This window comes from Urbifossiella limnaea (assembly GCF_007747215.1).
Classification (GTDB): Bacteria; Planctomycetota; Planctomycetia; order Gemmatales; family Gemmataceae; genus Urbifossiella; species Urbifossiella limnaea.
Genome location: NZ_CP036273.1, coordinates 6,543,751 through 6,556,913, shown reverse-complemented (window position 1 = coordinate 6,556,913; position 13,163 = coordinate 6,543,751). Strand labels below are relative to the sequence as shown.

Below are 13,163 nucleotides of genomic sequence, written 5' to 3'. Positions count from 1 at the left end.
AAGCACCACACGTCACGGGGGACTCGGCCGATGGAGAAGGCGCTCGACTGGCTGGGGCGGCACCACGAAGACATCGTCCGCGGCCTCGCGGACCTGGTCGCCATCCCGAGCATCAGCACCGACGGCGAACACCGCACCGAGATCGACCGCACCGCCGCCCTCACCGTCGATCAGATGCGCGCCGCCGGCCTCAACAACGCCGAGGTGCTGCGCGTCGGCGGCTCGCTCCCCTACGCCTACGGCGAGTGGCTCGACGCCCCCGGCAAGCCGACCGTCTTCCTCTACGCCCACCACGACGTGCAGCCGATCAACTTCGTCGAGCAGTGGAAGAGCGACCCGTGGAAGCTCACCCGCCGCGACGGCCGCCTCTACGCCCGCGGCGCCGCCGACGACAAGGGGGCCATCTCCGCCTTCCTCGGCGCCATCGCCGCCTACCGGCAGACCGTCGGCAGCCTGCCCGTCAACATCAAGATGGTCGTGGAAGGCGAGGAGGAGGTCGGCTCGAAGAACCTCATGAAGTTCTTCGACACCCACCGCGACCGCATCAAGTCGGACGTGATCGTCGTCTGCGACACCGAGAACATCGAGGTCGGGCTGCCGTGCATCACCTACTCGCTGCGCGGGGTGATGACGGCCCAGGTGGACGTGACCAGCGCCAAGATTCCCGTCCACAGCGGCATGGGCGGCGGCGCCCTGCCCGACGCGGCGCTCGCGCTCAACGCCGTGCTCGGCAAGCTGTACTGGGCCGACGGCAAGCTCCCCATCCCCGGCTACTACGACAGCGTCCGCCCGATGACGGACAAGGAGACGGCCGCGACGCGGAAGCTGCCGTTCGACGAGGCGGCGCTGCGGCGCGACATCGGCATCGTGCCCACGGCCAAGATGGCGATGGAGGCCGGGCTGAACGAGTACGAGCAGACGTGGCGGCGGCCGGCGGTCACGGTCATCGCCCAGGAGGCGAGCTCGATCAAGGGGGCGTCCAACCAGGTGCTGCCGAAGGCGACGGCGCTCGTCAGCTGCCGGCTCGTGCCGGACCAGGACCCGCAGCAGGCGTTCGAGCAGCTGGCGGCGTTCCTGACGGCCGACGCGCCGTGGGGCGTCGAGGTGAAGGTGACGCCGCACGGGCCGCCGGTGACGTGGTGGATGACCGACCCGAACGGCCCGGCGTTCGAGGCGGCGCTGGGGGCGATGCGGGCCGGGTTCGGCCGCGACCCGGTGGCCATCGGGTGCGGCGGCAGCATCGGCTTCGTCGGCCCGCTGTCGGAGCTGTTCGGCGGCGCCCCGGCGCTGCTCATGGGGATCGAGGACCCGGCGAGCAACGCCCACGCCCCGAACGAGAGCCTGCACGAGGGCGACTTCAAGAAGCTGATGGCGAGCCTGGTGCGGCTGTTCGACGGCCTCGGCAAGCTGACCCCGGAGCGGGTGAAGTAGCGATGCTCGCCCTCGACCTGAAGCGGGTGGCGGCGTTCGTGCGGGCCGCCGACACCGAGGAGCTATTGGACCGGGTGACGGTGTACCGGGCCGGGATGGAGCCGGCCGCGCTCGACCTGATGGAGGCGGAACTGGACCGCCGCGGGGTGACGCGCTCGGACATCGCCGACCACCACATCGCGCGGCGGGAGTGCGGGGCGATCCTGTTACCAGACGGGACGGCGCTGCGGTGCCACTTCTGCGCCCGGCCGGCGGTGTCGCGTGGCTGGGGCTGGCACAGGATGTGGGGTCGGCTGCCGGTGTTCCCGCGGGTGTTCGCCCGGTGCGAGGAACACTCATCGGGCGCAGGCGAGCGGCCCGCGTGAGCGGGCGGTTCCGGGGCGCATCTACTGCGCCCCGGAACCGCCCGCTCACGCGGGCCGCTCGCCACGTCGCTTGTCTACTTCACCAGTTCCTTGACCTGCGCCTCGGTGATGCGGTTGAACCGGTCGCCGAGCTGGACGCTGAGCCAGCTCTGCACGGCGGGCGTGTACGGGAACGTGCCGGCCTTCACGAGCGCCAGCATCCGGGCGTCGCGGGTGGCGGCCTTCTTCCGCTTCAGGTGGCCGTTCTTGGTCCGGCTGACCGCCGCGTTATTCCGCTGCCGCTCCATCCGCAGCCGCGTGGACATCCGCTTCGCCATGACCGCACTCCGCAATCGCCGTGGTCGGGTATCAGGCTGAATAGGGTACGGCCCGCGGCGGCCGCGGCAAGGGCGCTACCGCGCCGCCGGGTCCGCGGCCGGCTCGCCGTGCTGGATCAGAAACGCGAGCTGCTCCAGCTGGATGGCCAGGTCCACCGACACCAGCTTCACCCGCGGAGGCAGCCGCAGCAGCACCGGGGCGAAGTTCAGCACGCCGCGGATGCCGGCGGCGGTCAGCTGGTCGGCCACGGGTTGCGCCGCGTCGGCCGGCACCGTCAGGATGGCCAGCTCGGCCCCGAGGTCGCGCACCCGATCGGTCAGCCGCTCCGTCGGCTCGATCGCCAGCCCCTCGACGCGCTCGCCGACCTTCGTGGGGTCGGCGTCGAACAGGGCGAGCACCTCGAACCCCTGGGTGCGGAAGCCGCGGTAGCGGAGCAGGGCGCGGGCCAGGTTGCCGACGCCGACCAGCACCGCCCGCCAGACGCGGTCGATGCCGAGGACGGCGCGGATGGCGGCGGACAGCTCGGGGGCGTCGTACCCGAGGCCGCGGCGGCCGAGGTGGCCGAGCGAGGCCAGGTCGCGGCGGACCTGGGCGTCGGTGACGCCGCACGCCAGGGCGATGCGGGTGCTGGACATCCGGCCGCCGTCGGCCGGCCACACCGCCAGGGCGCGGAGGTACAGGCTGAGCCGGTGGGCCGTCGCGCGCGACAGCCGCTCGCCCTCGGGTCGCCGGTCCCGCAAGAGTCCTCCGCACCAACGAGAAAATCGGATCGGAGTAACCTACGGACCGCGGGCCGACCCGCCCGCGTCAGGCGTCTTCGAGGTAGAACAGCACGTCGCTGAGGTCGTTGCACGCGGCTTCGAGCTCGTTCCAGCGGCGGTCGGACAGCGCGTCGCGGACCTTGCCGGTCAGCCGGTCCAGCTCCTCCTGGTCCTCGGCGGCGGCCTTCGCGCGGATGCGGTCGGCCTTCTCCAAGAGCGCCCGCGCCTGCACCGTCTCGCGCTGCCCCTCCCGCGGGCCGGCGTCCAGCTGCGGCGCCGCCAGCCCGAACGACGCCGCCCCGATCGGCGGGGCGTCGTCCGCCGTCGGCTCCGGCGGCGCCTCGGCCAGCGCCTCCAGGTCCGACCACATGCGGTCGAGCCGGGCCTGCGCCGCGGCGCGCTCCGTCACCGCGTACCGGGCCAGCGCGTTCTCCACCGTGATCTGCTTCGTCAGCCCCGTGCTCTTCTCCCGCGCCGACACCTTCAGCACGCCGTCGAGCGTCAGGTCGAGCTGCACCACCAGCTGGTTGCCGGCCGCCACCTTCGCCAGCCCCTCGATCATGAACCGGCCGACGCGGTGGTTCCGCCGCACGTCCTGCTGCTCGCCCTGGTACACGTCGATCTCCACGGTCGGCTGGCTGTCCGACACCGTGCAGAAGACCTCGCTCCGGCTCGCCGGCAGGGGCGCGTTCCGCTTGATGATCGGCGCGAACTTGTGCTCGTTCGCCCGGAAGCCGCCCGCGCCGGTGTATTCGAGACACTTGATGCCGATCGAGTGCGGCGTGATGTCCACCAGCACCGAGCCGACGTTCTGGCCGGCGACGATCGCCCCCTGCACGGCCGCGCCGAGGGCGACGCACAGGTCGGGGTTCACCTCGCGGTGCGCCGGCTGGCCGAGGCGGTCCTCGAGCAGTTGCCCCACCAGCGGCGTGCGGGTGGCGCCGCCGACCAGTACCACGCGGTCGATCTGAGCCGCCGTCAGGTGCGCGTCGTCGAGCGCCCGCTGCAAGCACTCCATCGTGCGGTCGAGCAGCGGGCGGATCAGCTCCTCGTAGTCGCTGCGCTCGACTTCGGCGTTGAGGTGGAGGGGCACGCCGTCCTTCTCGGCGACGAACTCCTCCTCGATGCGGGCGAACGGGTGGTCGCTGAGGCGCTTCTTGGCGTCCTCGACGGCGCTCAGGAGGCGCGCGCGGCTCGTGCGGCTGGCGCGCAGGTCGACCTCGTACATCTCCTGGAACTCGTCGGCGACGTGGTTCAGCAGCAGTTCGTCGAAGTCGTCGCCGCCGAGGGCCGTGTCGCCGTGGCTGGCGAGGACTTCCACCACGCCGTTCTCGGTGTGGACGACGGACACGTCGAACGTGCCGCCGCCGAGGTCGTAGACGAGGATGCGCTCGGCCCGCGACTGGTCGGGGTTGTACGTCAGCGCCGCCGCGGTCGGCTCGTTGAGGATGCGCACCACTTCCAGACCGGCCAGCTCGCCGGCCTCGCGGGTGGCCTGGCGCTGGCTGTCGTTGAAGTACGCGGGGACGGTGATGACCGCCTTCGAGACGGGAACGCCGAGCTCGCGCTCGGCGCGGGCCTTGAGCGTGCGCAGGATCATCGCCGAGATTTCCTGCGGCGCGAACTGCTGGTCGCCGAGCGACACCTTCACGTCCTGCCCCATCTTCCGCTTGACCGACTTCACGGTGCGGTCGGGGGCCAACACCCACTGGTTCCGCGCGGCGCGGCCGACGAGGAGGCGGCCGTCGTCGGCGAGGCCGACGACCGACGGCAGGATGGGATCGCCGTCCTCGCTGAGGACGCGCGGCTGGCCGTTCTCGACGACGGCGACCTCGCTGTTGGTCGTCCCGAGGTCGATCCCGACGATCACGTCTGGCATGAGGCACCTTCGGACGACTGCGACTAGCGCGCGACCTTGACCTGAGCGAAGCGGACCAGCCGGCCGCGCCAGCGGTAGCCGGGGCGGACCTCCTCCACCACCGTGCCCGCCGGCAGCCCGCTGTCGGCGACCACCTCGACGACTTCCATCATCTCGGGGTCGAACTCTTCATTCGTACACCGCACCGCCTCGACCTCCCAGGTCGGTAGCAGCCGCTCGACGCGGCGGATGCTCAGGGCGTATCCGTCGGCCACGCCGGCGGCGAGCTTCCGCAGCGCGTCCAGGTCCGGCGGCGGGGCGGCGGGGGCGGCGCCGAACAGCCGCGCGAAGAACCCCGGGCGCGCTGCGTGAGCGGCGTCGGCCTTCAGGATCGCGGCGGCGCCGTCGCGCAGCTTCTCGGCCTGCCGGTGCGACAGGGCCAGCGCGTCGGCGACGTCGATGACCGCCTTCACCGCCGGCCGCAGCACCTCGTCGTCGTCGGCCGGCTCGGGCTCGGGCTCCTCGTCGCGGTCGGCGAGCTGGCGGAGCACCTCGGCGTTCTGCTCGACGGCGGCGCGGGCGGCCTTCGTCTGGAGGTTCACCTCGTGCCGCAGCGCGGTGAACTGGCCGATCAGCGCGAACAGATCGACGGGCGGCCGGCCGTCGTCCGTCTCCGTTCGTCCGTCGTCATTCGGTGGTGCCGCGAGCAACCACTGTCGGAAGTCGGCCAGCACGCGCTCGACCTGCTCTACCCCGACTGGGCCGCGGTCAGGGCTTGCAGGGTCACCCGGGGCCGCGGGGTCCGACATGCCGCCTCCTCGATCAGGGCGTCGATGGTGTCTTCCTTGCCGGCCTCGAACAGCCGGTACGCCGCCCGCGCGTCGAGCGTTTTCACCTGGTCGTAGGCGGCGCGCACGGCCGCGAACTTCTCCGGGTGCTGCTCCGGGGTGAACGTCCGGGCGAGCTCCAGGTAGCGGCGGCGGATCGCGTCGTCGTCCGCGTCCGGCGGCACCCCGAGGACGGTATACGGGTCGGCCATGGGTGGTGGGGCGTCCTTAGCGCCGTCCGAAGAACGCGTCCAGGAAGTCGAACGGCGCCGCGAACTGCTTCAGCAGCTCGTCGATGTGCGGCAGCAGCGCCTTGTGCCGCGGTTCGGTCGCCGCGTCGGCCAGCGCCCTGGCCCGGCGCACCCGGCCCTCCACATGATACTCGCGCTCGCCGAGGCCCATCCCGGCCTCGGCCCGCGCCAGGTGGAATGCCGGGTTCGCGGGGAAGCGCACCAGCAGCGCGTCGGCGAGCTTCTTCGCGGCCTTGAACTCCTGCTTCGGGCCGACCAGCACGTCGAGCAGCTTCTCGAACTCCTCCTCCGGGCCGGCGGCGCCGGCGCACCGGGCCACCTGGTCGGTGATCTTTTTCTCGTGCGTCTTCTGGCCGCGGTAGGTGACGGCGTCGAGGCGGTACAGGTCGTAGGCGGCCAACAGCTGCTGCACCTCCTGCGGCAGCGGCTCGGCGGCCAACTCCGCGGCCCAGAGCGCGTCGGCGGCCTTCTTGTCGGCCGGCTTCAGCTTGGCGAGCTGCGAATCGATCATCATCCGGTACGTGACGCTGAGCCGGGCGCCGGGCACCGCCAGCGCCCCGGTCCGGGCCGCGGCGGCCTCGTCGGCGCGGCCGAGTTTCGTCAGCGCCACCGACCGCAGCGCGAGCCGGCCGGCGGGCGCCTCGGCCGCGAGCAGGGTTTCGTGCGTGTCCAGGACCGCGAGCGCGGCTTTGGCGTCGGCGAGCTTCCCGCCGGCGAGCGCGGCGCGGGCCTCGGCGACAATGACGGACGCGGTCTGGACGCGGGTCGCCTTGTCGAGCGGGTTCAGCGGCAGCGCCCGCCGCATCGCCTCGGCGGCCTCGGCGGCGCGGCCCTGCGTGCGGATCAGGTTCGCCAGCGCCACCAGCGCGAAGGCGTCGTCCGGCTTGCGCCCCAGGTACGCCCGCGCGGCGGCCTCGGCGTCCGCGGGGCGGTTGGCGTCGAGCAGCGCCTCGAACAGCCGGCGGGCCGCGTCGGGCGAGTCGGGGGCGAGTTCGGCTGCCTTCGCGAAGCACGCCGCGGGCGGCGGGTCGAGCGGCTTGGGCGGCTTCTTCCGCCGCGGCGGCGCGAAGAAGCCCAGCTCCGGCTCGTCGTCCACGTCGGCCGCCTTCGTGCCGTTCACGCCGAGGTGCGTCCACACCTCGGCGCGGGCGCGGTCGGCGACGGCGACGGGCCAGCCGGGGGGGTGGGCGGCGAGCCACGCCTCGTACTTCAGCCAGTGGGCGTGGGTGCCGGCCGGGTCGCCGATCTGCTCGCCGATCTGCGCCTGCAGCTTGTGGAAGTTCGGGTCGTCCGGCGGGTTGCCGAACAGCTTGCGGTACTTCGGCAGGTCCTCCGGCTGACCCTGGTTCACGATCGCGTGGTAGAGGCAGTTGGCGAGCCGCGGCACGAGGTCCGGGGCGAACGACCGCAGCATCGGCACCACGAGCTCGGCGGAGCGGAAGGCGGGGGCGAGCGGCTTGTCGCGGCCGAGCTCGCGGGCGATGGCGCGGAGGTGTTCCACGGCCGGGCTCGGCAGCAGCTTCCGCAGGCGGGCGCTCAGGACGGTGGCGGCGTCGGCGGGCTGCGCCTGCTTGAACGCCGGATCGACGGCGAACCGCAGCGGCGCCGCGAGGCGGGCCGGGAGGCGCGCCGGGTCGAGGCGGGCGAAGTTCTCGGCGGCGCGGGCGTCGTCGGAGGCGGCGTGGGCCATGAGACCGCGCAGCAGCACCTTCCATTCGAGGAACGGCGACCGCAGGCCGATCGGCTCCAGTGCCTCCCGCGCCCCGGCGTCGTCGCCGGCCTCGTGCTTGCGGAACGCGAGCAGCACCGCGTCGAAGCCGACGTGCAGCTCGGGCGGCAGGAAGGCGTTCGAATGCTGACGCACGGCGCGGTCGGCGGCGGCGGCCAGCACCTTCGGGCGGCTGGCGTCGTCGGCGAGCGCCAGCGCGTCGGGGGTGCGGCCGGCGCGGGCGAGGAGCACGGCGCGGACGGCCGGGTCGAGGTCGGCGGCCTCGGAGAGGACGCGGTCGAAGTCGGCGGTGCGGTCGCGGTCGGCGAAGTGGGCGGCGGCGTCGGCGAGGGTGCGGCGGAGCAGCGCCTGGTGGTCGGGCGTGGGGGCGAGCTGAACGAGGGCGCGGGCGACTTCGAGCGCGATGGTGTAGTCGCCGGCGCGGGCGTGCTTGGCCACGCGGTCGGGCGTGGGCGGCGGCGGGGCGGCGGGCTTCCTCTTCGCCACGGGGCGGCCTCGGGTCGGGGGGCTTGTTCGTACTATATCGCTGTCCGGGATGTGGGGTGAAGTGGCTGTCGCCGCGTGAAGGGGTGAAGGGGTGAAGGGGTGAAGGGGTGACGAAATCCACCCGCTCGTCACCCCTTCACCCCTTCACCCCTTCACCCCTTCACGCGAGACGAAAAGCGAGCCATGACGACGAGACCGCTCCACCTCCTCTCCCCCTACCGGCTGCCGACCTCGTACCCGCTCCAGATGGGCGCCGACGAGGTGGCCGCGTGGCTCAACGGGTACGCCGCCCTGTGGCACCCCGCGGCGCTCGCCGGCAGCGCCGCCGCGCCCGCCACCTCCAACACCTACGACCACGACACGCCGCTGCCGGGCGCCGTGTACTGCGTGCCGCAGGGGCCGCACCTGTACCAGCCCGACGACTGGCGCGACCGCGTCCGCGCCGCCGGGGCCGTCGCCTTCGCCGGCACCGCGGCCCGGCGCGAGAGCTTCGCCAACCTCAAGGACGCCCTGGCCGAGCGCGGCGAGGCCGGGCCGCTGTTCGACGTGCCCGACGACGTGGTGCGGCTGTTCACGGGGTTGGGGTACGGCTACCTGCTGGTCGATTCGCTGTACGAGGCGCAGGACCACGACCGCCTGCTGGACGCGGAGGGTTTCTGGAGCGATGTGAGCGACGCGGTGAAGGCTGCGACTGAGGGCGGCGACGTGCGCCCGCCCCTGAGCGCCGCGGCCGAGAAGCTGCGGGTGGCGCGCGAGTCGCTGTACCCCGGGGCGATGTTCCTGCTCGACTGGGTGATGCCCGACCCGAAGGAACTCGACGCCCCGTGGCCGGCGTCGCTCGCGGCCGGCATTCCGCTCACGCTGCTGGCGTCCGCCGAGACGCTGGAGCAACTGCAGGTGCAGGCGCCGGAGCGGTTCGCGGAGCTGAAGGCGAAGATCATTCCCGGCCTGCCGCCGGCCGTGGACGTGTGCTGCGGCGCGTACCGCGAGCGCGAGGACGCGCTGCTGCCGTTCGAGTCGCAGTGGTGGAACCTCCGCCGCGCCCGCGAAGTGACGAAGGCGTTGTTCGGAGTCGATCCGGCGGGGTACGCCCGCCGCAAGAGCGCGTACCACCCGCAGCTGCCGTCGTGGCTGCAACACTTCGGCTACCGCCACGCCGTACTCATCAGCTTCGACCAGGCGCTCATTCCCACCTTGCGCTCGACCGCGGTGAACTGGCCCGGCCCCGACGGCAAGGGCGTGGACGCCTTCACCCGCGAGCCGCTGCCGGCCCACGACCCGCAGACGTTTTTCAACCTCGCGTACCACCTGCACCAGGCCACGTCGTCCGACGCGGCGCCGACGGTGGCGCTGATCCACAAGGGCCAACCCGCCGCGGCCGGCTACGCCGACCTGCTGGCCCTCGCGGAGCTGGCCCCGGTGCTCGGCAACTGGACCGGCCTGGCCCGCTACTTCACCGATGCGGTGAGCGGCGACTACATCGGCACGCAGCCGGCCGACGAGTTCTTCGCCGACTACCTCGACGACCGGGTGACGCACGACAAGAACCCGACGCCGGTGACCGGCTTCCCGCGCCAGCTGCGGCTGCGGCGGCGGCTCGACTCGGCGTTCACGCTCGCCGCGCTGCACCACAGCCTGACGCCCGGCGCCGCCGACCTCGCCGAACTGACCGCGGTCGAGAACGACATCGAGGCCCGCGGCGTGAACCCCGGCCCCGACAGTGACGACGCGTTGTCATCGTCGCTGGCGCGGGTCGAAGCGGCGTGGGCGACGAAGCTCGCCGAGCGCATCCAGGCCCGCAGCACCGACGGGCAGCCGGGCGTGCTGGTGTTCAACCCGTGCGGCTTCACCCGCCGCGCGGCGCTGGAGCTCGACGGGTTCCCGAACCCGGTGCCCGTCGCCGACCCGATCAAGTTCGCCGAGTTCGCCGGCGGCCGCGCCCGGCTCGTCGTCGAGTTGCCGCCGCTCGGGTTCGCGTGGCTGCCGCGCACGGGGAACGCCGCGCCGCCGAAGCCGAAGCTGAAAACGGCCGACGGGCTGACCGTGCGTAACGAGTTCTTCGAGGCCGACGTGGACGCCGCGACCGGCGGCCTCCGCAGCTTCCGCGACCTGCGCACCCGCACGACGCGCTTCGGCCAGCAGCTGGTCTTCAACCCCGGCAGCAGCATGAAGGCCCGCTCCGTGACGGTGACGAACGCCGGCGCCGCGCTCGGCGAGATCGTCAGCGAGGGGGACATCCTCGACCCGCAGAACGAGGTGATCGCCACGTTCCGCCAGCGGTTCCGCGCCTGGATGGGGCGACCGGTGCTGGAGGTGCGTGTCGAGCTGGACGTGAAGCACCGGCCGAGCGGCTACCCGTGGCACTCGTACTACGGGGCGCGGTTCGGCTGGCGCGACGACCGGGCGGTGCTGTTCCGCGGGGTGAACGGCCAGAACACGCTGACCGGCTACACCCGCCCGGTGAGCCCGGACTACCTCGAAGTGCGGCTCGGCTCGGAGCGCTCGTTCCTGTTCACCGGCGGCCTGCCGTTCCTGCAGCGGCACGGCAGCCGGATGATCGACGTGGTGCTGTCGCCGGAGGGCGAGACGGGGTCGGCGTTCGAGCTGCTGCTGGCGCTTGACCGCGAGCAGCCGATGCAGACGGCGGTGGGCTGGGTGTCGCCGGCGCCGGTGGTGGTGACGGAGAAGGGTCCGCCGGCGGTGGGCGCGAGCGGCTGGCTGGCGCACGTGGACATGCCGAGCCTGGTGCTGACGAGCCTGCGGCCGGCGGACCCCGGCGAGGGGATGAACCGGGCGGTGGTGGGTCAGTTCGTGGAGTGCGCCGGCTTCGGCGGCGCCGCGGAGATCCGATTCGCACGCGACCCATCGGCCGCGGCGCGGGTGGACGGCAACGGGGCCCACGAGCACACGCTGGGCCTGGTCGGCGACGCGATCCCGGTGGACTTTTCGGCCGGCGAGAAATTCCGCGTGAAGGCCGAGTGGGCGTGACGGGATCGGGGCCAACTCGGGCTTCGTCTGTCGGCCGTCGGGGCGCGGACGTGACCACCGGGTTTCATCCGACGTGGTTCACCCCCTCACCCCGCGTGCTTCGCCGCGACCCTCTCCCCCGAGGGGAGAGGGTGGAACTCACCGGCCCCCGTCACGGGTGGGCAGCGACACGCGAACGCAGGGGCCGTGCTCGGGCGTCGGCGCGTGGTTTCCTGCTCGTGCGTGGCGCGGACCACGCCCACCCTCTCCCCTCGGGGGAGAGGGTCGCGGCGAAGCACGCGGGGTGAGGGGATTAACCACGCCCGATGGGAACCTGCACCACATTCGCCAACCTGGCAACCTGCGGCTGGGTCACAGTCTGTTACGCATCTTGGGTCGGTAACTGTTCTGCGGTGTCGGTCACCAGGCCAGCCTTCAGCAAACCTTCCGCCCAAGCCTTCAAGCCGTCCGAGTACTCGAGGGTACCTTCCGCGAGAACAGAACCAGCCCAGAACGTGGATGGCGGTCCGCCGGGGAATCGACGGAAGGCATTCACGAGGGTCTGCAACCGCCGTACTTGCTCGTCGGTGAGGCCGGTCACGTCGATCGTCTGCGACATCGTGGCGCCGTCCTCACCGGTATCGTATCACGCCGCCCGCCGCCGCACTTCCGTCGCCTCCGTCACCGCCGCCAGACGGCGCCAGCGCCGCGCCGCCACCGCGCCCCACGTCAGCAGCGCGGCGCCCGCAATGAACCACATCCCCGGCACCATCCGGTCGATCCACGGGCCGTTCGCCCACATCACCGCCGCCAGCACCGCACCCCAACCGGACAGCGCCGCGAAGTCGGGCACCAGCTGCGGGCGCTGCTTCAGAATCTCGGCGAGCAGCCAGAAGCCGGGGGCCAGGAACGGCACGAACCAGCGCACCGAACAGCACTGCCCGCCCATGTTGTTCGACAGCACCGCGTAAGCCGCCCACGCCCCGACGCACCAGCCCAGCAACGCCACCAGCTCCGCCCGGCCCGGGAAGGCGCGCCGCAGCACACCCCACGTCCCGACCGCGGCCAGCAGTAGCGGCAGGTTGTGGTTCCAGTAGCCGTGCTTGCCGACCAGCATTCCCCCGGCGTACAGCGCCTGCGACAGCGGGCCGTGACGGCTGTAGCCCGTCAGGTTCGCCTCGGTGAACGGCGAGCCGGGAAAGTCGAAGAACTCGCGGTACATGTTCATCGGCAGCGGCTTCCCCGACACCGCGTAGTTCACCCCCACGCCGGCCGCCACCCACGGCAGCACCGCCAGCGCGAACGCCGCCACCGGCCCGACGCGGCGGAACCGCCACGCCACCGCCGCGAGCGTCAGCGCCACCAGCGGCGGGCCGGTGCCGAAGTCGAGGTTGAAGCCGACGCCCGCCAGTGTGCCCAGGCCGACGAGCGTGCCCCAGGGCGTGTCGCCGGCCGTCGCCGTCCGCAGCATCAGCAGGCACATGGCCGCCGCCACGCCGAGCTGCGCCGCGTGGGCATTGGCGTGGCGCGTGTACGTCGGCGCGAACGTCGCCAGCGCGAACGCCGCCAGCCACAGCAGCCGCACCCCCGGCGTCAGCCCGATGCGCCGGCCGAGCGCCGCCAGGCAGCCGACCGCCGCCGCGTAGCCGACGCCGCTCAGGAGAACCGTCACGACCCACGCGAACACGTCGGGCCGCTCACCCGGTGCGGGGAGGCCGAGCCACGTCAGCGGTTTCACCGCACCCGCGAGCAGCAGGCTCACGACGGCCGGCTTGTCCGAGTAGAAGTGCCCGCGGACGAGGAGCTTGTCCTGCGTGCGGGCCAGGAACACGGAGTCGTCGATGGCGAGGGTGCCGCGGTCCACCAGCGATTCGACTGTCGCCAGGCGGCTGGCGTCGTTCCAGCCACCGGGGTAGGGGCGGGCGCCGACCGCGGCGACGACGAGCGCGAGCACGGCGAGGGCCGCCGGGTGGTCCGCGAGTCGCCGCATCCGCCGCCCTCCGCGCAGGTTACGCGGCCGCGGCATACCGGGCGAACCGTGCGGCCGCAACCCCGGGCCGGCGGCGCCGGCGCGACCGCGCCAACGTCCCGGGCTTCACCACGTTGTGTCAGTTGACAACCCGAAAATGGGAGGTTACGCTGAATCTGTTGGAGCACGAACCGGATCGAA

General features: G+C 72.7%; 11 protein-coding genes. 3 read left to right on the top strand and 8 right to left on the bottom strand.

The annotated features are described in order from the left end of the window. Positions 1-30 precede the first annotated feature (30 nt). Both ETAA1_RS26740 and ETAA1_RS26735 read left to right on the top strand, forming a co-directional pair. Complete coding sequence (locus ETAA1_RS26740; RefSeq protein WP_145243696.1) at positions 31-1,431, top strand: M20/M25/M40 family metallo-hydrolase; 1,401 nt, start codon at positions 31-33, stop codon at positions 1,429-1,431. A 2-nt stretch (positions 1,432-1,433) separates the two neighbouring features. Continuing rightward, on the top strand, positions 1,434-1,796 hold the full coding sequence (locus ETAA1_RS26735; protein ID WP_145243695.1) for a hypothetical protein: 363 nt from the start codon (positions 1,434-1,436) through the stop codon (positions 1,794-1,796). Between the two features lie 74 nt (positions 1,797-1,870). Here ETAA1_RS26735 and ETAA1_RS26730 read toward each other — a convergent pair whose 3' ends face one another. The 6 genes from ETAA1_RS26730 to ETAA1_RS32440 form a co-directional block, all read right to left on the bottom strand. Next, positions 1,871-2,113, bottom strand: coding sequence for a hypothetical protein (locus ETAA1_RS26730; RefSeq protein WP_145243694.1), 243 nt, complete (start codon positions 2,111-2,113; stop codon positions 1,871-1,873). A 75-nt stretch (positions 2,114-2,188) separates the two neighbouring features. Then, the gene (locus tag ETAA1_RS26725; RefSeq protein ID WP_202920433.1) at positions 2,189-2,854 is read right to left on the bottom strand and encodes a redox-sensing transcriptional repressor Rex; all 666 of its coding nucleotides are present in this window, start codon (positions 2,852-2,854) and stop codon (positions 2,189-2,191) included. Positions 2,855-2,921: 67 nt separating this feature from the next. After that, positions 2,922-4,754: an Hsp70 family protein gene (locus ETAA1_RS26720; protein ID WP_145243693.1), complete on the bottom strand. Its 1,833-nt coding sequence runs from the start codon at positions 4,752-4,754 to the stop codon at positions 2,922-2,924. A gap of 23 nt (positions 4,755-4,777) precedes the next feature. Beyond that, positions 4,778-5,467: a nucleotide exchange factor GrpE gene (locus ETAA1_RS26715; RefSeq protein WP_202920432.1), complete on the bottom strand. Its 690-nt coding sequence runs from the start codon at positions 5,465-5,467 to the stop codon at positions 4,778-4,780. 14 nt (positions 5,468-5,481) lie between these two features. Beyond that, entirely contained in the window at positions 5,482-5,772 is a 291-nt protein-coding gene (locus tag ETAA1_RS26710; RefSeq protein WP_145243691.1) for a J domain-containing protein, read from the bottom strand. Positions 5,773-5,788: 16 nt separating this feature from the next. After that, positions 5,789-8,026 carry a hypothetical protein gene (locus tag ETAA1_RS32440; protein ID WP_202920431.1) on the bottom strand — a complete coding sequence of 746 codons (2,238 nt, stop codon included), beginning with the start codon at positions 8,024-8,026 and terminating at the stop codon, positions 5,789-5,791. Between the two features lie 183 nt (positions 8,027-8,209). Between ETAA1_RS32440 and ETAA1_RS26700 the strand changes: the two genes are divergently transcribed. Continuing rightward, the gene (locus ETAA1_RS26700) at positions 8,210-11,014 is read left to right on the top strand and encodes a hypothetical protein (protein WP_145243690.1); all 2,805 of its coding nucleotides are present in this window, start codon (positions 8,210-8,212) and stop codon (positions 11,012-11,014) included. A 361-nt stretch (positions 11,015-11,375) separates the two neighbouring features. On the opposite strand, the gene ETAA1_RS26695 is transcribed toward ETAA1_RS26700, so the two are convergent. Further along, positions 11,376-11,612 carry a hypothetical protein gene (locus ETAA1_RS26695; protein ID WP_145243689.1) on the bottom strand — a complete coding sequence of 79 codons (237 nt, stop codon included), beginning with the start codon at positions 11,610-11,612 and terminating at the stop codon, positions 11,376-11,378. A gap of 27 nt (positions 11,613-11,639) precedes the next feature. After that, the gene (locus ETAA1_RS26690) at positions 11,640-12,983 is read right to left on the bottom strand and encodes a hypothetical protein (RefSeq protein WP_145243688.1); all 1,344 of its coding nucleotides are present in this window, start codon (positions 12,981-12,983) and stop codon (positions 11,640-11,642) included. Between the last annotated feature and the right edge of the window lie 180 nt (positions 12,984-13,163).